The organism is Nocardia sp. NPDC004340, from assembly GCF_053602575.1.
In genome coordinates this window covers 1,468,793-1,489,841 of record NZ_JBSGDW010000001.1, presented here as the reverse complement: position 1 = coordinate 1,489,841, position 21,049 = coordinate 1,468,793, and the positions used below count along the sequence as shown (strand labels likewise).

Here is a 21,049-nt window from a genome sequence, read left to right as displayed (position 1 = left end):
GAAGGGGCCCGGGTGATCACCCGGGCCCCTTCGCTATATCCGGATCACTGGCACCGCACGACCGGGATCGGGTCGTATTTGACGGTGCGGGTGTTGCGGGAGATCTCCTTGCCCGTCTTGGCGTCGCGGATGACGCGGGTGTCGGAGGTGGTGAAGCCGGAGCCGCCGCTGGAGGGGACGCAGTCCTTGCCCGCGGGCAGCGTGATGGTCTGGGGCTCGGTGTATTTGGAGCGGTCCCCGGTGATCGATTCGACGTCGACGGTCTTGGTGCTCCACATGCGGACGGTCACGTTCGAGGCGTCGGAGGCGGCGTCGATGATCACGCCGTACGGGGTGTTGTTGCGGAACTTCAGGTCGATCGCGCCGTCGAAGACGGTGGCCTCGCGGGCGGCCGGATAGCGCGAGATGTAGTAGCTGTGCTCGGTGTGGCCCGCGTCCTCCATGCCCGCGAAATAGGCGGCGTTGTAGAGGGTGGTGGCGAACTGCGAGATGCCGCCGCCGACCGCGTTGGCGGGACGGCCGTTGTTGATGATGCCGGACTCCACATAGCCTTCGGCCACGCCGCGGGGGCCGGTGAAACCGTTGAGCGAGAACGTCTCCCCGGGCCGCACCAGCGCGCCGTTCACCTTGCGGGCGACCACGCCGATGTTCACCCCGGACGGCCCGCTGAACCCGCCGGTGGTGAAGGAGCCGATCACCTCGGTGATGCCCAGCTTGCCCGCCTCCTCGGTGCTCAGCTTGGGCTGCACCTCCTTGTAGGCCACCGGCTTGACCCGCATGCCCGGCGAATTCAGCACGGCCGGAAGGTCTTCCAGGGTCTTGTCCCAGTCGACCAGCAGCCCGGGCACCGCGGGCCGCACCGCGGCGCGGGAACCGCTCAGGTCGAAGCTCGCGTCCTGCGGCTTCGTCTCGGTGGCCTGCAACTGCGGGGCCAGGATGGCGATCATCGACTCCCGGTTGATCGAAAGGCCCAGTCCGCCATGGCCGTCCGGCGGGAAAGCGAGCACGCTCGCGATCTGCGCCGGTTCCACGGTGGCGTCGCCGCCCTGTCCGGTGAACGTGATCGGGGCGCGCACGGCCGGTTCGGCGACCATCCGCAGGGTGCGGTCGACAGCGTCGGCGGTCACCGTGGCCGGGGTCTCCACCATGGGCAGGGTCATCGCCGATCCGTCGGCCCAGTGGTCGATCAGGGTGGTGCGGGCGGCCGGGGCGTCGAGGGTCAGGCCGGGCACCGGGCGGACCGCGACGGGCAGCGCGCCCTCGAAGGCGATCCCACCCTCGACCGGACGCCGATCGTGCGCCCGCAGGGCCTCCAGCTGCTTGTCCAGGGCCGTGGCGTCGACGGTGGAGGCGGGTTCCACCTCGTGGGTGGTGAAGAAGGACGCGATCCGGGTGAAGGGGTTGAGCGGCTGACCGCCGATCCGGTCCCAGGTGCCGTCCCAGTCGACGCCCAGTCCGGCGGCCCGCGGCACCACGTCGGTGGTGGCGTCCCCGGTGCGGACGGTGATCGGCCGCGTCGCCCGCTGTTCGAGCGCGGGTTCCAGCCGGGCCCGGGCGGCCGCCCGATCCTCGCCGCCGATATCGATCCCGGCCACCTGTGTACCGCGCGGCACATTTCCGGACGAAACGGACAGATCAACCAGGTATCCGACCGTCGCGGCGGCCACCAGCACACCAACGGCGATCCCGGCGCGACGCCCAGCCTTCGAATTCAGAGCATGGCGTACACGAGCAATTCCACCGGTCACGACCATCTCCCCAGCTCTCAGCAAACCTGCTGCAACGATACCGGTCGCGCGGTTTAGAGCCAGTCCTGAGATGCAAAGAGCTCCGTGCGGTTGCCGGGTCGGGGGTCTGGCAACAGCACGGAGCCACCCGTTCTATCGACACCGGTTCCAGGGTGTTACACACCCATTTCACGAATCGGGAAAAGTTTCCGGAGAGGGCTATCGTCGTCATAGCGAACGCAACATCTGATCTCGAAAGAGGCGGAGGAGCGACCTATGCAGCTGGGGATGATCGGGCTCGGGCGGATGGGCGCGAATATCGTGCGCCGGATCGTGCGCGACGGGCATACCGCGGTCGGATATGAACGCAAGCCCGGGCACATCGAGGAACTCGCGGGGGAACTCGGCGACAAGTTCCAGGGCAGTACCGAACTTCAGGAATTCGTGGCCATGCTCGACACCCCACGCGTGGTGTGGGTGATGATCCCCGCCGGCGCGACGGGCACGGTCATCGACGATGTCGCCGAGCTGCTGGAGCCCGGCGACATCATCATCGACGGCGGCAACAGCCGCTACCACGAGGACATCGCCCGCGCGAACAAGCTGCGGCCCAAGGGGATTCACTACGTCGACATCGGCACCTCGGGCGGCGTGTTCGGTCTCGAGCGCGGCTTCTGCCTGATGATCGGCGGCGAACCGGAACCCGTCGCGCACCTGGATCCGCTGCTGAGATCCATCGCCCCCGGCGTCGACGCCGCGCCCCGCACACCCGGCCGCAGCGGCACCCCGTCCCAGGCCGAGCAGGGCTATCTGCACTGCGGCCCGGCGGGTGCGGGGCATTTCGTGAAGATGGTGCACAACGGGATCGAATACGGCGCGATGGCCGCCTATGCCGAGGGCCTCAATATCCTGCACAAAGCGAATGTCGGCAGCGAACAGGACGACGAGCATTCCGCGGAAGTCACGCCGCTCGAACATCCCGAGTACTACCGCTACGACATCGATATCCCCGAGGTGGCCGAGGTGTGGCGGCGCGGATCGGTGGTGGCGTCCTGGCTGCTCGACCTCACCGCCGCCGAGTTGTACGCCGACCCGAATCTCGATTCCTTCGGCGGCCGGGTCTCCGACTCCGGGGAGGGCCGCTGGACCGTGGACGCCGCCATCGACGAGGGCGTGCCCGCGCCGGTGCTGTCGGCGGCGCTGTTCCAGCGTTTCGCCTCCCGCGGCGAGGCCCTGTTCGCGGACAAGACGCTGTCGGCCATGCGCCAGGCCTTCGGCGGGCATCACGAGCTGCCGGAGCGGTAAGTGGGATACGAAAGGCGACAACAGATTTCGCGAGTTCGGGGGTAACTCGCCGGGTACGTCGGGAATCGGCTCGGCTCCCAGCCGCCGGCACGGGTGCGAAACGGCAGACGGCTCTCAGCCGTCCGCTGAAGTCTCGGGGAGGCGGAGGAGCTACCGTCGAAGCATGCGCCTTGCACCGGGGATCGTTGTCGCGGTAACCGCCCTCGCCCTGACCGCCTGTTCGGGTGGGAAGGACTCCACCGACGCCGCGCCGACCAGCGGTAGCGCGGCGCCGAGCAGCAGCGCCGTCGCGCCGCCGCCGCCGACGACGGGCAAGCAGGACTGCGCGGCCGGGTACCTCTCGGAGTTCACCTTGCGGCAGAAGCTCGCGCAGCTGCTGACCGTCGGCGTGACCGGTGAGGCCGACGCCGAGAACGTGGTGCGGAACGAGCAGATCGGCGGCATCTTCATCGGCAGCTGGACCGACAAGGCCATGCTGGCCCAGCATCAGGTCGACGCCGTTCAGCAGGCGTCGCGGACCCCGCTCATGGTGACCATCGACGAGGAGGGCGGCCGGGTCTCGCGGGCCAAGGACCTGATCGGGCCCGCGCCCTCGGCCCGGGTGATCGCCCAGACCATGAGCCCCGACGAGTTCTACACCTTCAGCCTGGACCGGGCGAAGCAGCTGCGGGCGCTGGGCGTGACCGTGGACTTCGCGCCGGACACCGATGTGAGCGCGCAGCCCGACGACTCGGTGATCGGCGACCGCTCCTTCTCCGACGATCCGGATGTGGTGACGCAGTACGCGGGCGCGCAGATCCGGGCCATGAAGGACGCCGGGCTGGGCAGTGTGATCAAGCATTTCCCAGGTCACGGCTCGGGTTCGGGCGACTCGCACACCGGCGCGGTGCGGACGCCGCCGCTGGATCAGATGCAGACCACGGACCTGGTCCCGTTCCGCAATCTGGTGGATTCGGGCGCCGCCGTGATGGTCGGGCACCTGGATGTGCCGGGTCTGACCACCGCGAATGTGCCGGCCAGTATCAGCCCGCAGGCGATGGCGCTGCTGCGTCAGGGCACGGGTTACGGCGCAGCACCCTTCGAGGGCGTCATCTTCACCGACGACTTGGGCGGCATGGCCGCGATCACCAGCCGGATGAGCATCGAGGACGCGGTGGAGGCCGCCCTGATCGCGGGGGCCGACAATGCCCTGTGGATCACCACGGACGCGGTGCCGAAGGTGCTGGACCGGCTCGTGGCGGCGGTGAACAGTGGCCGCTTACCGGGATCCCAGGTGGATGCCTCGGTCTTGCGCATGGCAAAGTTCAAGGGCTCCGCGCCGCACTGCTGAGATCGGCCCCGACGCCGCCGTCCAGGCATGGCGAATCACCGGCAATTCACACTGGCGGAACTTACCATGGAGTAAGATAAGGGCTTCGGCGCTTGCGATGAGCGCCGACTGTCCGGTCCGAGGAGAGTGAATGGCAGGCGGAACGAAACGGCTTCCTCGCGCGGTGCGCGAGCAGCAGATGCTCGACGCCGCCGTGGAGGTCTTCTCGCGCAAGGGCTACCACGACACCTCGATGGACGCGATCGCCGCCGAGGCGAAGATCTCCAAGCCGATGCTGTACCTCTACTACGGCTCCAAGGACGAACTCTTCCGCGCCTGCATCCTGCGCGAGAGCGCGCGCTTCATCGAAGCGGTCGCGGTCGCGGGCAACCCCAAGCTCACCCCGCACGAGCAGCTGCGCGCGGGCCTGGAGGCGTTCCTCGCCTACGTGGACCAGAACCGGCTGTCCTGGCAGGTCCTCTACCGGCAGGCGCTCGGCCAGCAGCCGTTCGCCACCGAGATCGCCAACAGCCGCGACCGGATCATCGAGCTCACCGCGAAACTGCTGGAGTCCAGCGCCAAGTACGCCGAGCCGGGCACCAATTTCGAGGTGGTGTCGGTGGCGGTGATCGGCGCGGGCGAGGCCATCGCCGACCGGGTCGCCAGCGGGCAGATCGACATGGACGTGGCCGTGAACCTGCTCGACGATCTGGCCTGGCGAGGTCTGTCCGGCAGCAAGAAGCGGGCCGAGCCCGCCTGAACCGGTGCGGCCCGCCGGACTTGCCGTCCCGGCGCGCGCCTGCCACAGTTCGCTGCGATCGTGTTGCAGGACGGCCCTTCCGGCCGGGGAGCGGGGACATCTTGTTCGGCTTGCTGAAGCCGTGCGCGCACAGTGCGGCACGGCACGGAATCGACCCCTCGGCGTGGCAGGCGCACATGTGCGGTCTGTGCCTGGGCTTGCGCGACGGGCACGGCCAGCTGGCCCGCGCGGCCACCAATACCGACGCCATCGTGCTCGAGATCCTCACCGAGGCACAGCAATCGCTGCCTTCGGCGCGTACGGCCGCGGGCCCGTGCCCGCTGCGCGGTATGCGCCGGGCCGAGGTGCTCGCCGCGGACGCGCCCGGGGTCCGGCTGGCCGCCACCGCGTCACTGCTGCTGGGCGCGGCCAAGATTCGCGATCACGTGGACGACGGTGACGCCCACCGGCTGGCCCGTCGTCCGCTGACCCGCGTCTCCACCCGCTGGCACGCCCGGGCCCGCTCGGCCGCCGCGCCGCTGGGCCTGGATGTGGAGCCCCTGATCGCGGCCATCGAATCGCAGCTGCGCCTGGAGAACTCGCCCGGCAGCTCGCTGGCGGAACTGACCGAGCCGACCCAGGTCTGCGCCGCGGAGCTGTTCGCGCACACCGCGATCCTGGCCGATCGCCCCGAGAACGCCGGCGCGCTGCGCGAAGCCGGATGGCATTTCGGCCGGATCGCCCATCTCGCGGACGCGCTCGAGGATCTCGACGCCGACCGGGCCGAGGGGCGTTTCAATCCGCTGTCCGCCACCGGAACCACGCCGGAGCAGGCGCATGCCCTGGTGGCCGAATCGAATTCGCTCTTGCGCGCGGCCCTGACCCGGGTCGCCCTGGACCGGACCGCGACGGTCCGCTGGGCGCTGCTCGATCCGCTGGGCGGTGTGGTCAAGCGGCTCGGCCGGGCTGCGGGCGTCGTCCACACCTGCGCCACGGGTGCGTGCCGCACCCGGACCGCGGCGCTGCCGGTGGCGACCTTCACGCAGCGGCCGGGTTCGGATGACCTGCGCGAGAAGCCGAACCTGCTCGAAGGTCTCGGCATCATCTGCACCCAGTACTGCACCGGGTACGCGTGCTGCGCCGAGCACACCGGCCCGTGCAGCGGCCGCCGCAAGGAGCCGTGGATGAACTGCTGCGACGGCTGCGGGAATTGCGGCTGTGACGGTTGCGGGGACTGCTGCGACTGTGACTGCGACTGCTGCGACTGCGGTTGCGATTGCGGCTGCTGACGCCGGATCGGTGTCGGTCCCCACGAAATGGCAAGAGCCGCACGCTGTTTCGTACCGGATGTAGAAACCCCTGCGTGGCGACATCCGGTATCCGAGACAACGTGCGGCTCTTCACCCCCGTCGGGCGGGCCGTGTGATCACGGCTCCGCCCGAAACCTCGGGTGTCAGGCTCGTACTCAGCGCAGCGTAGCGGTGAGGTGTGGATAGCCCTTCTTCGGGTGCTTCAAGGACAAGTCCCACCCACCGGACGCCTGGTCGGCGTACACGTTCACGGTGGACGGCAGCAGGATCGGCTTGCCGAACTTCACCGAGTAGGTGGTCCGGTCCGGAACCCGGCCCTCGATGGACCCGAGAATGGCGGCCGCCGACCACATGCCGTGCGCGATCGGCTTCGGGAATCCGAAGGCCTTGGCGCCCAGCGCGGAGGTGTGGATCGGGTTGTGGTCACCCGACGCGGCGGCGTAGCGGTTGATCATCTTCTGATCGACCCGCAGCGTGCGCAGCGGCGCGGGCGGCACCTCGTCCGGCTTCGGCTCCGGCTTGGGGCCGCCGGACAGCGAGGTGCGCTGCTGGTGCAGGAAGGTGGTGACCTGCCGCCACACCAGCTCACGACCGACGCTCACCTCGGTGACGGCGTCCACGAGCAGGCCCTTCGGGTGCTCACGCAGGTTCTCGATGTGGGTGTCGAAGTCCAGCGGCTCGGCGACCGAGATGGGACGGGTGCGCTCGATGACGTTCTCCGCGTGCACCGCGCCGACCGCCACGAACGGGAAGTCCCGCGCGACGACCAGCTGCATGGCCAGCGGGAAGCTGAGCACGAACGGGTAGGTCAGCGGCAGCGAGTCGCTGAAGCGCAGCCCGGTGGCCCGGCAGTAGGCGGCCAGGTGGTCCGGGTTCACCCGGAAGCCCTCCAGCCGGACGCTGCGATCGGGCAGGGTCGGCTTGCGGGCCGAGAGTCCGGGCACCGGCAGCGCGCCGAGGGCGGCCTTGACGAACAGGCCGCCGTTCTTCGGCACCTCGGACAGAGTGATGGTCTGCGACATCATGCTCCGATCATGGCCTGGCCGCAGACGCGAACGATGTTGCCGTTCACCGCGTTCGAGGCCGGGGAGGCGAAGTAGGCGATGGTCTCGGCGACGTCCACGGTCTGACCACCCTGCAGCAGGGAGGACAGCAGGCGGCCGCCCTCGCGGGTGGCCAGCGGGATGGCGGCGGTCATGGCGGTCTCGATGAAGCCGGGGGCCACCGCGTTGATGGTGATGCCCTTCTCGGCCAGCTTCGGGGCCTCGGCGTTCACCATGCCGATGACACCGGCCTTGGAGGCGCCGTAGTTGGTCTGACCGCGGTTACCGGCGATGCCGGCGATGGAGGACACGTCGATGACGCGGCCGCCGGCGCGCAGCGCGCCCGCGGCGACCAGGCCCTCGGTGATGCGGTGCGGCGCGGCCAGGTTCACGTTGATGACCGAGTTCCAGCGGCCCTCGTCCATATTGGCGAGCAGCTTGTCGCGGGTGATACCGGCGTTGTGGACGACGATGTCGATGCCGCCGAAACGCTCGGTGGCGAAGGCGGCCAGCTTCTCGGCGGCGTCGGCGGCGGTGACGTCCAGCGCGAGGGCGGTGGCGCCGACCTTGTTGGCGGTCTCGGACAGCGCCTCACCGGCGGCCGGGATGTCGGCGACGATCACGGTCGCACCGTCCCGGGCGAAGACCTCGGCGATGGTGGCGCCGATACCGCGGGCGGCGCCGGTGACCACGGCCACCTTGCCCTCCAGCGGCTTGTCCCAGGAGGCGGGGGCGACGGCGTCGTCGGAGCCGACCCGGAAGACCTGGCCGTCGACGAAGGCCGACTTGCCCGACAGCACGAAGCGCAGGGTGGACTCCAGACCCGTTGCGGCGGTGGCGGCTTCGGGGTGCAGATACACGAGGTTGGCGGTGGCGCCGCGCAGCAGCTCCTTGCCGACCGAGCGGGTGAAGCCCTCGAGCGCGCGCTGCGCGATCTGGCCGTCGACCGAACCGGCCAGCTCCGGGGTGGTGCCGATGACCAGCACGCGGCCCGAGGGGGCGATGCTGCGCATGGCGGGCTGGAAGAACTCGAACAGCTGCTGCAGCTCTTCGATGGTGCGGATGCCGGTGGCGTCGAACACCAGCGCGCCGAACTTCACGCCCGGGGTGACGGCGTCGACGAAGGTGTAGTCGCCCAGCAGGTTTCGCACGGCGTCCGCGGCGCGGCCCTTGCCGCCGAGCAGCACGGGGCCGGGGAGGGCGGCTTCGCCCGCCTTGTAGCGGCGCAGCGTCTCCGGCTGCGGCAGGCCCAGCTTCGAGGCCAGGAACGCGCCGGGGGCGGAGTGAACGAAAGATCCGTAGAGGTTGGGAGCGCCCTTGCTCTTGCTGGCAGCCACGTTTCCTACCTTCTCCTTGTCTAGGTCCGCGGGAAGCGGCATAGCGCACATCTGCGGGGTACGGTGTCGACAATGAACTTACTCCAGAGTAAGTTTAATGTAAACCGACTGACGCGCACCCCCCGGGGCTGCGCGTGCGGAAACCTCCCACCGACGAGACACTGGAGACTCGAGTGACCACCAAAGCCCGTTCGGCGAAGGCCGCGGCCAAGAACACCAAGCAGGCCCGCCCGGTTGCCATCCTCGGCGGTAACCGCATCCCGTTCGCGCGGTCCGACGGCAAGTACGCCCACGCCTCCAACCAGGACATGTTCACCGCCACCCTGAACGGCCTGGTCTCCCGCTTCGGCCTGCAGGGCGAGCGCCTGGGCATGGTCGTCGGCGGCGCGGTGCTCAAGCGCGTCGGCGAACACGGCATGATCCGCGAGAGCGTGCTGGGCTCGACCCTGTCGCCTTACACCTCGGCCCACGACCTGCAGCTCGCCTGTGGCACCGGCCTGCAGTCCATCGTCACCGTCGCCGACGGCATCGCCCTGGGCCGCATCGAGAACGGTATCGGCGGCGGCACCGACACCACCTCCGACGCGCCGATCGGCGTCAGCGAGGGCATGCGCGAGTGGATGCTCGACGCCAACCGCGCCAAGAAGAACTCCGACTACGTGAAGCTGGTCGGCCGCCTGCGCCCGTCCATGGTCGGCATCGAGATCCCGCGCAACGCCGAGCCGCGCACCGGCCTGTCCATGGGTGACCACGCCGCCATCACCGCCAAGGAGTTCGGCATCTCCCGCGAGGCGCAGGACGAGCTGGCCTACCTGTCGCACAAGAACATGGCCGCCGCCTACGACCGCGGCTTCATGGACGACCTGATCACCCCGTTCCTGGGCCTGACCCGCGACGACAACCTGCGTCCGGGCTCCACCCTGGAGAAGCTCGCCACCCTGAAGCCGGTCTTCGGCACCAAGCTGGGCGACGCCACCATGACCGCCGGCAACTCCACCCCGCTCACCGACGGCGCGTCCGCGGTGCTGCTGGGCTCCGAGGAGTGGGCGGCCGCGCGCAACCTCTCCCCGCTGGCCTACCTGGTGGACTCCGAGGTCGCCGCGGTGGACTACATCCACGGCCCCGACGGCCTGCTCATGGCCCCCACCTACGCGGTGCCGCGCATGCTGGCCCGCAACGGCCTGACCCTGCAGGACTTCGACTACTACGAGATCCACGAGGCCTTCGCCTCCGTGGTGCTCGCCACCCTGCAGGCGTGGGAGTCGGACCAGTACTGCAAGGAGCGTCTGGGCCTGGACGGCGCGCTCGGCAAGATCGACCGCTCCAAGCTGAACGTGAACGGCTCCTCGCTCGCCGCGGGCCACCCGTTCGCCGCCACCGGCGGCCGCATCATCGCCCAGACCGCCAAGCAGCTGGCGGAGAAGGGTGGCGGCCGCGCGCTGGTCTCCATCTGCGCCGCCGGCGGCCAGGGCGTCGTCGCCATCGTCGAGCGCTAGCCGACACCGCGTCACCCCCGCGAAGGCGGTGCGGTCCGAGTCCTCGGATCGCACCGCCTTTCTCGTATCCGGGTCTATACGAGCAGGTTTCGCGTGCGGCCGGCCAGATCGGCGAGACCGTTCCCGTCGGTGGCGGCGAGCGCGGCGGCCCCGGTCAGGATGCCCGCCACCGAGCCGGCGGTCGCGCTGTTCGAGTCGGTGTCCCAGCCGCCCTGGACGGTCAGGGTGACGGTCCGGTCGAAATCGCCGTCGCCCCAGAGCAATCCGGCCGCGATGAGGCAGGCGTTGCCGATGGCGTGCACCCGGTTGTAGTGGTCGTGGCGGGCGTGGACGGCGGTCACCGCCCGCTCCCAGGTGTCGCCGCGAGCGTGGTCGGCGAGCACCTCGGCCAGGGCCACGGCGAGGCGGGAACGGGCCGGGACCACGGCCGCGGCGGTGGTCAGCGCCGAGGCCGGGACGTGGTCGGTGAAGGCGGCGGCGATCAGGGCGGCCGACCACATGGCGGCCCATAAACCGTTGCCCGTGTGGGAGATCGAGGCGTCGCGGGCGGCCGCGTCGGCAGCCCGGCGGGGGTGGCCGGGGTGGGTGTAGCCGTGGATGTCGGCGCGGGCGAGGGCGCCGACCCACTCCCGGTACGGGTTTCGGTAGGTGGCGGTGTCGGGTGGGGCGAAGCCGTCGATGAGATTGCGGTAGGCGACCCGTTCGGCGGTGTAGGTCCACAGGAACGGCAGGCGCTCGAGCCATTCGGCCGCGACGTCGTCGGGGCTGAAGTCGAGGCCGCGGCGTTCCAGCAGGTGCAGGCCGAGCACCGCGTAGTCGATTTCGGTGGCGGCGCGGGAACGAGCGGCGTGGCGGCCGAGCCAGCCGCCGTGCAGGCGATCCAGCAGTACCGGCTCCGGCAGCGTTCCGGCCGAATCCTGCTCGCTCCCGGCCGGATTGCCGGGGTGCGGCGCGTCGGCCCACTCCGTGTACGGCCAATCAGGTAGCCGGGGCGCGTGTTCGATCTTGTCCAGCAGCCGCCAGCAGGCCGCGGGAACCGGTCGGTCGGCGTTCGCCAGCTCGTGCACTTCTTCCTCGAAGTCGTCCACGGCGTAACCGGATTCGGCGCGCTGACACCACTCGTAATACAGCAGGGCACGGGGGTCGGCCTCATGATGGCCGAACATGGCCGCCTCGATCGTCACCTCGATACCGCAGCGGTCACAGCACCGCGCGGGTGGCCGTGACCACCTCGGAGAGCAGCGGCAGCGATTCGTCGCGCCGGGGCTCGCGCGCCCACCAGCGACCCTCGTGGGTGTGCCGCCCGAATCCGGTGGGCAGGATGACATTACTGCGGTGCGGGCCGATGTCGACGCTGTTGCGCTCCAGCAGCTCCAGCAGGTCGTCGGCGGGGTAGCCGTCGAAGACCGCGAGGAAGGTGCGGCGCGACGGCTTGTCGCGCACCAGCACCGGGCCGGGTGTGCCGCGCTCCATCATCTCGCGAAGGATCAAGCCCCCCAAGGGTTCCGGGGTGTTCAACGCCGCGATGGCGTCGTTGAGCGGTAGTACCACGAAGCCGGGGGTGGTCACGTGCACGTGGGGGAGACCGAACAGGGAGCGGTACACACGCGCCCACTCCTGCGGGGTCGTCAGCTCGTCCAACCGCACAATCCACCCCTCGTTCGGGCCCTGCTCCAACGACGGCGATGTCGATCGTCGGCGACCGCCGACAATTTCAGTGAAAACCCGTACCCCCCATCGCACCACCGCTTTGGGTGAATCGTTCGCAAACTGTGGAGAACTTGCGACGTGCCGGGTCTTGCCAAGTCCACTGGACAGCGGGCCCGAGGGGTAGCCTCGGGAGGACAGAGAGGCGTTCCTACCAGGAGGTTCGTCATGCCCTGCGATTTGATGCTGATCGCCTACGACGGCTCCGAGAACGCCCGGCGGGCCGTCGAATACGCGGGACGGTTCCTGGCCGCGAATCGGGCCGTGGTGCTGACGGCGTGGGAGCCGATGGTGCGACAGGCCGCGCGGCTGTCGGGGCTGTCCGGAGTGATGCAGCCGGAGTGGATGACCGACGACGAAATAGAGGACGTCGCGCTCGTGGACGCCCGGAATATCAATGCCGAAGGCGTGCGGCTGGCCAAACTGGCCGGTCTCAATGCTGAGGCGCGCACCGTGGAGTGCAGCACCACCATCTGGACCGCCATCGTCGAGACCGCCGACGAGCTGGATGTGGACATCATCGTGGCCGGCACCCGCGGGGCCACCGGCATCCGCGCCCTCATGCACTCCAGCGTCGCCGACGCCGTGCTCAAGCACTGCCACCGGCCGGTGCTGATGGTGCCGCCGGGCCGCGAACCCGACGAGAAACCAGCCGGTCGGTGAGGCTCCGGCCCTGGTCGGCGCCCCGCTCGCGGGCCGGATCGCACCGCTTGCGGGAAAGATGCTGGGCCGCAGGGTGATCCGTCTGACCACGCCGACGGCGGGGTGAGAGATGCGTCGCTCCCGGGGCTCGAGCGCGCGGGCGCGGGGCTATCGTCGATCCATCATGGACGGATTTCTGCTCGCGACCCCGGACGGTGTGCTGCGCACCTCCGGCACCCGGGCCGCGTTCGACTCGGCGGCGGCCGCGAGCACGGCGCTGCGGTCCGGCGCGGCCGAGCTGATCGTGGGCGCGCTGCCCTTCGATCCGCGCGGGCGGGCCGCGCTGACCGCCCCCGAGCAGGCCCTCCACACCGCCGGCCTGTGGCGGCCCGCCGCCCTGCCGGAGCTGCCCGAAGTGCGGGTCGTCGCCGAAATACCGAGTGCCGCAGACCATGTCGCGCGGGTCACGAAACTGGTCGAGCAACTGGGAGATCCCGCGCAGCCGCTGCGCAAGGTGGTGGCCGCCCGCGCGCTGCGGGTCGCGGCGGAGGCCCCGCTGGAACCCGAGGTGATCGCGGCCCACCTGGTCACCAGGCATCCGCGCGCCGCCGTCTACGCCGTCGACCTGACCGCCGCCGGACGGCCGGGCGACACTCTCCTCGGCGCTACTCCGGAAACCCTGGTGTCGCGGCACGGCCGCGCCGTCACCCTGCGCCCGCTGGCGGGCACGCTGCCCCGGCTCGCCGATCCGGCCGCCGACGCCGAGCAAGCCCGGGATTTGCTGGCCAGCACCAAGAATCGCGACGAGCACGCCTACGTGATCGACTGGATCCGGGAACTGCTGACCCCCGTCTGCTCCGAGCTATCCATTCCCGACGCCCCCGAACTGCTCTCCACCCCCGAGGTCTGGCACCTGGCCACCCCCATCCGCGGCGTCCTGCGCGACCCGGCCACCACCGCCCTGGACCTGGCCGTTCTGCTGCATCCCACTCCCGCGGTCTGCGGCACCCCCACCGATCTGGCCCTGGACGCCATCGCGGCGCTCGAGGGCGACCGCGGTTTCTACGGCGGTGCGGTCGGCTGGTGCGACGCCGCCGGCGACGGCGACTGGTTCGTGGCGATCCGCTGCGCCGAACTCGCCGCCGATGCCCGCACCCTGCGCGCTTCCGCCGGCGGCGGCATCGTCGCGGCCTCCGACCCGGTCGCCGAACTCCACGAGACCACCGCCAAACTCCGCACCTTTCTGGGCGGACTGAGCTGTGCGATTCCGGAGTAACCGGGCTGCGCGATTCCGGACCAACCGGGCGGTGCGATTCCGGAGTAACCGAGCGTCGCGAATCCCGCCGCGCAAAACCTGCTAGGTTGGCCGGGTTACGCATGCGTCCGATGTTGGGAGTACCGCGATGAAGTTTGCCGTTCCTGGTGCAGCGAGTGCTGTCGGTGGGGCCCTCGTCGGCCTGGCGGCGGTCCTGGTCATCACAATGGCGGCCTCGCAGGACAAGCGGCCCGATATCGACCGCAGCGGTGACGCCTCGTCGTCGCTGCTGAACAACGTTGAGTACGGCTCGCGCTGACCGGACGACCTCCGAACCAGACCACACCGAAGACTCACAGTCCGCGACCGGTCCGGACGAGGACCGGTCGCCGACTACCGCGCCGCTGGGCCGCCGCTGGCTGCTCGGCAGCGTCATCGCAGCATTCCTGCTGACCTTTCTGCAGGCCCCCGGGCAAACCGTCGCCGACACCAAGTACGACCTGGCGCAGAATCCGCTCGGCTTCCTGTCCCGCGCCTCGCATCTGTGGAGTAGCCAGGCCCCGATGGGCCAGGTGCAGAACCAGGCGTACGGCTACTTCTTCCCGCACGGGGCGTTCTTCTCGCTCGGGCACGTGCTCGGGCTCCCCGCCTGGGCGACCCAGCGCATCTGGTGGGCGCTGCTGCTGCTCGCCGGATTCTGGGGCATCGTCCGGCTCTGCGAGACCCTCGGCATCGGCAGCCGCGGTTCGCGGGTGATCGCCGCGGTCGCGTTCGCGCTGTCGCCGCGCGTGCTCACCACCCTCGGCTCCATCTCCTCGGAGACGCTGCCGATGATGCTGGCCCCGTGGGTGCTGCTGGCCCCGGCCGCGCTGGGGGTGGCGATGCGGCGGGACCGGAACTCCGAACCATCGAAGCGCGGGATGGCGACGCCCGCGGGCAGTGCCCTCGCGCTCGCCCTGATGGGTTCGGTCAACGCGGTGGCCACGGCGGCGGCCTTCCTGCCCGCGGCCCTGTGGTGGTTGTCCTACAAGCCGAATCGGGCGTGGTGGCGGTTCACCCGCGCCTGGATCCCGCTGCTGGCGCTGGGCACCTTCTGGTGGGTGGTGCCACTGTTGTTGCTGGGCAAGGTGAGTCCGCCGTTCCTGGACTACATCGAGTCCTCGGGCGTGACCACGCAGTGGGCCTCGCTCGGCGAGGTGCTGCGCGGCACCGACAGCTGGACGCCGTTCGTATCGCCGGAGCGCATCGCGGGCGCGGTGCTGGTCACACAGCCCGCGGCGGTGCTGGCCACGGGGCTGCTGGCGGCGGCGGGCATGGCGGGTCTGGCCATGCGGGCCATGCCGAATCGCGGTCGGCTGGTGCTGATCCTGATCGTCGGCCTCACCGGCATCTGCGCGGGCTACGCGGGCGCGCTGGGCGGGCCGTTCGCCGAACAGGTACGACTGTTCCTGGACTCCGGCGGCGCGCCCCTGCGGAACGTGCACAAGCTGGAACCGCTGATCCGACTACCGCTGGTGCTCGGGCTGGCGCACCTGCTGGCCCGGGTCCCGCTGCCGGCCTCGGTGCCGATGCCGGTGTGGCGCAGGGCGTTCGCGCATCCGGAACGCGATCGCATGGTGGCGGTGGGCGCGCTCATCCTGACCGCGCTGGCCCTGTCCACCTCGCTGGCCTGGACCGGCAAGCTCGCACCGCGCGGCAGCTACGACGAGGTCCCGGCCTACTGGCGGCAGACGGCGGACTGGCTGGCGCACAACGCCTCCGACACCCGCGCGCTGATCGTGCCGGGCGCGCCGTTCGCCTCGCAGGTGTGGGGCCTGACCCGCGACGAGCCGATGCAGGCGCTGGCGAGCACCCCGTGGGCGGTGCGCGACGCGGTGCCGCTCAACCCGCCCGGCGCGATCCGCGCCATGGATTCGGTGCAGCGGCTCATCGCCGACGGACGGCCGTCGGCGGGGCTGGCGGCCACGCTGGCCGGACAGGGCATCGGAGTCCTGGTGCTGCGCAACGACCTCGACCCGGAGACCTCGCGCTCGACCCGGCCGATGCTGGCGCACCGCGCCATCGAAGGGTCGCCGGGGATCCGGAAGGTCACCGAATTCGGGGATCCCATCGAGACCGGCAAGGTGGAGGGCCTGGTCTCCGACGGGGATCTGCGGCCCGGCTACCCGGCCGTCGAGATCTACCGCGTCGAGGTGCCCGCGCCCGGCACGCCCACCAGCGTGCGCAGCGGCGTGGGCGCGCCGGATTCGTTCCCGGGCGCGTTCACCGTTCCGCTCGCGAATCTCCCGGTCGTGCAGGGCGGACCGGAAATCGTGGAACGACTACGGCGCAATCCGGCCGTGCCCGCCGGACCGGTCCTGCTGTCCGCCGACGCGAACACCGCCGGACTGCCGCAGCACGGCGTCACCATCACCGACACCCCGATGGACCGCGAAGCCGACTTCGGGCGCGTCGACAACCACAACTCGGCGCTGCGTGCCCCCGGCGACGCCCGCCGCACCCACAATCTGGTCCCCGACTACGCGGTGCCCGGCGCACCGCTGGTGGAGGGCGAATGGTCCGGCGCGACCGTCACCGCCTCCAGCGCCGCGGGCGACGCCACCCAGCTGGGCGGCGCCGCGCCCGGCAGCTCCACCGCCGCCGCGGTGGATGGCGACCCGGCCACCGCGTGGATCAGCAATGGCGCCGAACACGCTGTCGGCCAATGGCTTCGACTCGACCTGGACAAGCCGGTGAGTTCGGCGGTGCTGCGGCTGACCACCAGTGCGGCCGCCATCGGCAGCCCGATCAAATGGGTCGAGGTCGAGACCGCCAAGGGCACCGTCGCGGGCCGCGTCACCGAACCCGGTGCACCCGTGTCGATCTCGCTGCCGCCGGGCCGCACCGACTGGATCAAGATCACCGCTGTGCACACCGAGGACGGCAGCGCCGGTGGACAGTTCGGGATCGCCGAACTTAGCCTGTCCGACTACGCCGACCGCGAGAACCCGGTCACCGTGGACATCCGGCATCGCACCGTGCTCCCGCCCGCCCCCGCCGGCGCCACCGTCGCGGGCTGGGACCTGGGACAGGAATTCCCCGGCCGCAGCGCCTGTTTCGACTCCCCCGACCGGATCCGCTGCAGCAAGGGCCTGGCGCTGGCCGCCGAGGAACCGAGCCTGTTCGAGCGCACCCTCCAGGTGCCGGAACCCGTCACCGTGGCCTCGGACCTGATCGTGCACACCCGCCCCGGCCCCGCCCTGGAGGCCCTGCTCACCGATCCGGACCGGCCCATCGCCCGCGGCCGGGCCGATGTCGCGGACCCGCGCGGCTCCGCGCTCGCCGCCACCGACGGCGACCCGCTCACCAGCTGGACCGCGCCCGAGACCACGGTGCGCAATCCGGCCGGGCCCAAACCCACGCTCACCATCGAACTTCCGGCCCCCACCCTGGTGACCGGGCTGACCGTGACGCCCTCGCGCGGCGATCTCCCCGCGCACCCGACCGCCGTCACCGTGAACCTGGGCGACGGCCCCCAGGTGCGGGAGGTGAAGCCGGACTCCGGCAGCACCACCCGCCTGGAGCTGTACCCGACCGTCACCAGCCGCATCGAGATCTCGCTGCAGAGCTGGGACGGCGTGCTGGACCGCACCGCACTGGGTTTCGCGCAGGAGCAGCCGCCGGGCCTGGCCGAGGTGACCGTGCTCGGCCCGGACTATCCGGCGCCCGCCGATCCGAATCGGCCCATCACCATCGACTGCGCGCACGGGCCCACCATCGTGGCCGCCGGTCGCACCCTGCACACCACGGTCACCGGGACCGCGGCCGAATTGCGTTCCGGCGCATCGCTGCCCGCCACCGTGTGCGAGGTCGACGACAACGGCGGCGGCGCGTCGGAGGACCACTCCTTCGAATTCCCCTCCGGGCGCGTGGATGTCGCGGTCGCGCCGACCGAGCTGTTCACCGTCGACGAGCTGCGCCTCGACCGCACCCCTGCCCTGCCCGCCGCGACGGAGACGACCGAGGCGACCGGCACGCAGGTGCTGGTCCTACCGCTGTCGACGAATGTCGGCTGGCAGGCCACGACGGCCGACGGCACCGCGCTGAAACCCGTGGTGATCAACGGCTGGCAGCAGGCGTGGCTGGTGCCGGCCGGCGCGCACGGCCCGATCACCGTGTCCTTCCCCACCGACCGCTGGTACCTGGTGGCCATCTTCGGCGGCCTGGTGCTGCTGATTCCCTTGCTGGCGCTGGCCTTCCGGGGCGCGCGGTCGCCGGTTCGCGCGGACGGCCCGCCGCCGCGCGCCTGGCGCAGCCGGACCCTCGCCGGGCTCGGCCTGGCCGCCGGGGCCGGTCTGATCGCGGGCCCGGTCGCGCTGGTGCTCACCGTGTTCGGCCTGATCGGCGCTCATCTGCGGCCGCGAGGCTGGTCGCGCATCCTGATCGCGCTCGCGGGCGGCGGCACCGCCGTGTGCGCGGCCGCGCTGTCCACCGGACCGTGGCGGTCGTTCGAGGGCTATGTCGGCGGTTCGCTCTGGGTGCAGTTCCCGGCGCTGGTCGCGATCATCGCGGTCGGGATCGCGGCCCTGCCGCCGCGCCGCTGAATCACGCTGCCGCTCAGCCGAAGCGGCGGCGCGTCCACTGCCGTACCGGCTCCTCGACGAGGGCGAAACTGGCGGCGGCCAGGGGCAGCGTGAAGACGACGGTCAAGACGTAGACCACCACGAAATGCCCGCGGAACGGCACCACGCCGAACACCGGGAACACGATCGACAGCACCGCGAGGTGCCAGATGAAGATGCCGTAGGACCAGCGGCCGAGGGTGGCCGCGACCCGGCTCTCCAGCAAGCGGTGCGGCAGGTCCGGCCGCAGCACCAGCGGGGCGATCAGCCCGAAGCCGACGATCGCGCCGAGCGCCATCTTGGCGGCGTACTGCCAGGGCTGCCCGTGCACCAGTCCGCGCGGCCCGGCCAGGTCGGTGGTCGCCAGGACCATGGCCGCCACGGCCAGCGGCCACATCAGCCAGCGGTTGCCCGCCACCCGCCGCCAGGTCGGCGCGGGCTGGTCGGCGAGTTCGGCGAGCAGCATGCCGACCGCGAACCAGGGCAGGTAGCCGGGCAGCCAGTTGTCGGAGTGGATGCCGTCGGGGGTGGGGACGGGCAGGAAGTTCCAGCCGAGACCGATCACCGCGAGGCCGAGCACCACCGGCACCCGCAGTCGCGCGCGCTGCCCGCGCAACCACACCAGCGCGAACGCCAGCAGCGGCAGCACCAGATAGAAGGCGACCTCCACCGAGAGACTCCACATCTGGGTGAGCCCGTCGGTCAGCGTGAACGGCACGAACACCTGCAGCAGGCCGAGATTCGACAGCCACACCCGCAGTCCGGCGGTGTGCGCCGCGCTCGGCAGCAGGATCAGCACCGCGCACACGACCACCCAGTAGGCGGGCAGGATGCGGGCCGCGCGATGCAGCAGATAACGTCCGGCGCTCGGTGCCACCCCGTGCCCGCGGGCCGCCGCGGCGTGCGGCCGCCACAGCAGGAATCCGGACAGCGCGAAGAACACCGCGACCGCGAGATCGAAGCGCTCCCACACCCGGCCGAGCACCGGCTGTCCGGTGGCGCCGGTCTGGAAGGCGACGTGGGTGAGCACGACCCCCAGGGCGGCGAGCGCGCGCATGCCCTCGAGTGCGGGAACGAAGCGGCCCGGACGGACCGGCGCCGGGTCCAGGTCGGGCGTCTCCGCGGTGGTGAGGGTGGTCGTCGTCATCGGGTCCCAGTGTGCCTTGCGGGTGTTCCGCGGATCATCCGGCTTTTGACTTGGGGGCGTTTCGGGGTGTTTTCCTGCCTCGGCCGCACTCAGGGACCGCTCGGACTGTTAGTGTCTGGGCTCACGAGTGCTGCGCGGCGACCGCAGTACTGGAAGAAACACGCGTTCGACGACGAGGAGAACCTGCATGGCACTCAGTGCCGGTACCAGAAGGACGGTTGCCTGCGTACTCGTGGGGCTCGGCGCGATGCTGCTCGTCGCTGCCATCATGATCCCCACCTACACGGTCAGCCGCCTCGCGAAGACGCCGTTGGATCTGGAGATCACGACCGTCGCGACCAACCCGCAGACCGGGGCGCCCAGTGAGGTGCTGGACTCGAAGTCGCTGACTTCGACGACCGGCTCGGCGAAGGTGGACCAGAACGTCCCGCTCGTCTCGCAGCGCTTCCTCACCGTCGAAAACCCGTCCGACGCTTCGGAAATGACCATTCAGGCCGGTCAGACCCTGCGCCGCACGGACAAGCAGGGCGACACCGGCCTGCTGACCGCGAGCATCGACCGCGTCACCGTGGACCGCAAGACCGGTGAGCCGGTGGAGTCGGTCGACGGCGGCCCGAACGGCGCGATCGCCGTGACAGTCGACAAGAAGGGCGAGTCGGTCATGGACCCGGTGCAGCACACCGGTCTGCAGTACCGCTTCCCGATCGGCACCGAGAAGAAGACGTACCCGTACTTCGACCTCAACACTCGCAAGACCTACGACGCCCCGTTCGTCGAGGAAACCGAGATCAACAGCCTGAAGGTCTACCACTTCCAGATGACGGCGCCGGTCACCGACCTGTCCACCGTCGCGAACTCGCCGACCAACAAGCTGACCCTGCCCGCCGCCAAGTGGGGCGTGGAAGGCGACGGCGACGTCACCATGGCGCGCTACTACACCAACGTCCGCGACCTGTGGGTCGAGCCGGACACCGGCACCGTCATCAAGGGCCAGGAGCAGATTCACCTGTTCTACGCCCGCTCCGGTGACAAGCCCGAGGTGACCGCGCTCAAGTCGACCCTGGTGTTCGACGAGAACACCATCGAGTCGCAGATCTCGGTGGCCAAGGAGAACATCGACAAGCTGTCGCTCTACGGTCGCACCCTGCCGATCATCCTGGGCGGCCTCGGCCTGCTGTTCCTGATCGCCGGCATCGTGCTCGGCCTGCTCGGCAAGAGCGGCGACGGCCGGACCCCGGCCCGCCGCGTCCCCGCCCCCGCGGGCGGCCCGGCTCCCTCGTTCGACGCGCCGACCCAGCAGATCGACATGAACAAGCGCCCCTGACGGCACCCGTTCCCGGCGGCCCAGCACCTTTCGCAGGTGCTGGGCCGCTGTCGTTCGCGGACACCCGTCCGGGTTGCGCGGGGTGGCGGGCCGGGGGCCGGACCCCG

General features: G+C 70.6%; 16 protein-coding genes. 10 read left to right on the top strand and 6 right to left on the bottom strand.

What is annotated here, in order from left to right:
• Window positions 1–44 precede the first annotated feature (44 nt).
• Window positions 45–1,667: a VanW family protein gene (locus tag ACWEOI_RS06575; RefSeq protein WP_452359108.1), complete on the bottom strand. Its 1,623-nt coding sequence runs from the start codon at window positions 1,665–1,667 to the stop codon at window positions 45–47.
• A 336-nt stretch (window positions 1,668–2,003) separates the two neighbouring features.
• Between ACWEOI_RS06575 and gnd the strand changes: the two genes are divergently transcribed.
• The 4 genes from gnd (at window position 2,004) to ACWEOI_RS06555 (ending at window position 6,369) form a co-directional block, all read left to right on the top strand.
• Window positions 2,004–3,032 (top strand): phosphogluconate dehydrogenase (NAD(+)-dependent, decarboxylating), encoded by a 1,029-nt coding sequence (gene gnd / locus ACWEOI_RS06570; RefSeq protein WP_433669213.1) that lies wholly within the window; start codon window positions 2,004–2,006, stop codon window positions 3,030–3,032.
• Window positions 3,033–3,195: 163 nt separating this feature from the next.
• Window positions 3,196–4,362 carry a glycoside hydrolase family 3 N-terminal domain-containing protein gene (locus ACWEOI_RS06565; protein ID WP_452359107.1) on the top strand — a complete coding sequence of 389 codons (1,167 nt, stop codon included), beginning with the start codon at window positions 3,196–3,198 and terminating at the stop codon, window positions 4,360–4,362.
• Window positions 4,363–4,492: 130 nt separating this feature from the next.
• A complete protein-coding gene (locus ACWEOI_RS06560) occupies window positions 4,493–5,101 on the top strand; it encodes a TetR/AcrR family transcriptional regulator (protein ID WP_379102574.1) in 609 nt (202 codons plus the stop codon).
• A 101-nt stretch (window positions 5,102–5,202) separates the two neighbouring features.
• Window positions 5,203–6,369 carry a DUF5685 family protein gene (locus ACWEOI_RS06555; protein ID WP_452359106.1) on the top strand — a complete coding sequence of 389 codons (1,167 nt, stop codon included), beginning with the start codon at window positions 5,203–5,205 and terminating at the stop codon, window positions 6,367–6,369.
• Between the two features lie 176 nt (window positions 6,370–6,545).
• Here the strand turns inward: ACWEOI_RS06555 and ACWEOI_RS06550 are convergent, their stop codons facing one another.
• Window positions 6,546–7,412, bottom strand: coding sequence for a MaoC family dehydratase (locus ACWEOI_RS06550; RefSeq protein ID WP_379276543.1), 867 nt, complete (start codon window positions 7,410–7,412; stop codon window positions 6,546–6,548).
• Window positions 7,412–8,812, bottom strand: coding sequence for a 3-oxoacyl-ACP reductase (locus tag ACWEOI_RS06545; protein ID WP_357094171.1), 1,401 nt, complete (start codon window positions 8,810–8,812; stop codon window positions 7,412–7,414). The genes ACWEOI_RS06550 and ACWEOI_RS06545 overlap by 1 nt, the downstream gene beginning before the upstream one ends.
• A 131-nt stretch (window positions 8,813–8,943) precedes the next feature.
• Here ACWEOI_RS06545 and ACWEOI_RS06540 point away from each other — a divergent pair, with 131 nt between their 5' ends.
• Window positions 8,944–10,266 carry an acetyl-CoA C-acetyltransferase gene (locus ACWEOI_RS06540; protein ID WP_433669219.1) on the top strand — a complete coding sequence of 441 codons (1,323 nt, stop codon included), beginning with the start codon at window positions 8,944–8,946 and terminating at the stop codon, window positions 10,264–10,266.
• Between the two features lie 74 nt (window positions 10,267–10,340).
• Here the strand turns inward: ACWEOI_RS06540 and ACWEOI_RS06535 are convergent, their stop codons facing one another.
• Together ACWEOI_RS06535 and ACWEOI_RS06530 are read right to left on the bottom strand one after the other, a co-directional pair.
• Window positions 10,341–11,450, bottom strand: coding sequence for an ADP-ribosylglycohydrolase family protein (locus ACWEOI_RS06535; RefSeq protein WP_452359105.1), 1,110 nt, complete (start codon window positions 11,448–11,450; stop codon window positions 10,341–10,343).
• A 16-nt stretch (window positions 11,451–11,466) separates the two neighbouring features.
• Window positions 11,467–11,907: a hypothetical protein gene (locus ACWEOI_RS06530; RefSeq protein ID WP_452359104.1), complete on the bottom strand. Its 441-nt coding sequence runs from the start codon at window positions 11,905–11,907 to the stop codon at window positions 11,467–11,469.
• A 234-nt stretch (window positions 11,908–12,141) separates the two neighbouring features.
• On the opposite strand from ACWEOI_RS06530, the gene ACWEOI_RS06525 reads away from it, so the two are divergent.
• The 4 genes from ACWEOI_RS06525 (at window position 12,142) to ACWEOI_RS06510 (ending at window position 18,453) form a co-directional block, all read left to right on the top strand.
• The gene (locus ACWEOI_RS06525; protein ID WP_433669224.1) at window positions 12,142–12,636 is read left to right on the top strand and encodes a universal stress protein; all 495 of its coding nucleotides are present in this window, start codon (window positions 12,142–12,144) and stop codon (window positions 12,634–12,636) included.
• A 163-nt stretch (window positions 12,637–12,799) separates the two neighbouring features.
• On the top strand, window positions 12,800–13,891 hold the full coding sequence (locus ACWEOI_RS06520; RefSeq protein WP_452359103.1) for an isochorismate synthase: 1,092 nt from the start codon (window positions 12,800–12,802) through the stop codon (window positions 13,889–13,891).
• Between the two features lie 127 nt (window positions 13,892–14,018).
• Complete coding sequence (locus tag ACWEOI_RS06515) at window positions 14,019–14,189, top strand: DUF2613 domain-containing protein (protein ID WP_071812209.1); 171 nt, start codon at window positions 14,019–14,021, stop codon at window positions 14,187–14,189.
• A complete protein-coding gene (locus tag ACWEOI_RS06510) occupies window positions 14,170–18,453 on the top strand; it encodes an alpha-(1->3)-arabinofuranosyltransferase (protein ID WP_452359102.1) in 4,284 nt (1,427 codons plus the stop codon). The genes ACWEOI_RS06515 and ACWEOI_RS06510 overlap by 20 nt, the downstream gene beginning before the upstream one ends.
• Before the next feature lie 13 nt (window positions 18,454–18,466).
• Here the strand turns inward: ACWEOI_RS06510 and ACWEOI_RS06505 are convergent, their stop codons facing one another.
• On the bottom strand, window positions 18,467–19,618 hold the full coding sequence (locus tag ACWEOI_RS06505; RefSeq protein WP_433669230.1) for an acyltransferase family protein: 1,152 nt from the start codon (window positions 19,616–19,618) through the stop codon (window positions 18,467–18,469).
• A gap of 187 nt (window positions 19,619–19,805) precedes the next feature.
• Here ACWEOI_RS06505 and ACWEOI_RS06500 point away from each other — a divergent pair, with 187 nt between their 5' ends.
• Complete coding sequence (locus ACWEOI_RS06500; protein WP_433669232.1) at window positions 19,806–20,942, top strand: DUF3068 domain-containing protein; 1,137 nt, start codon at window positions 19,806–19,808, stop codon at window positions 20,940–20,942.
• The last annotated feature ends 107 nt before the right edge of the window (window positions 20,943–21,049 follow it).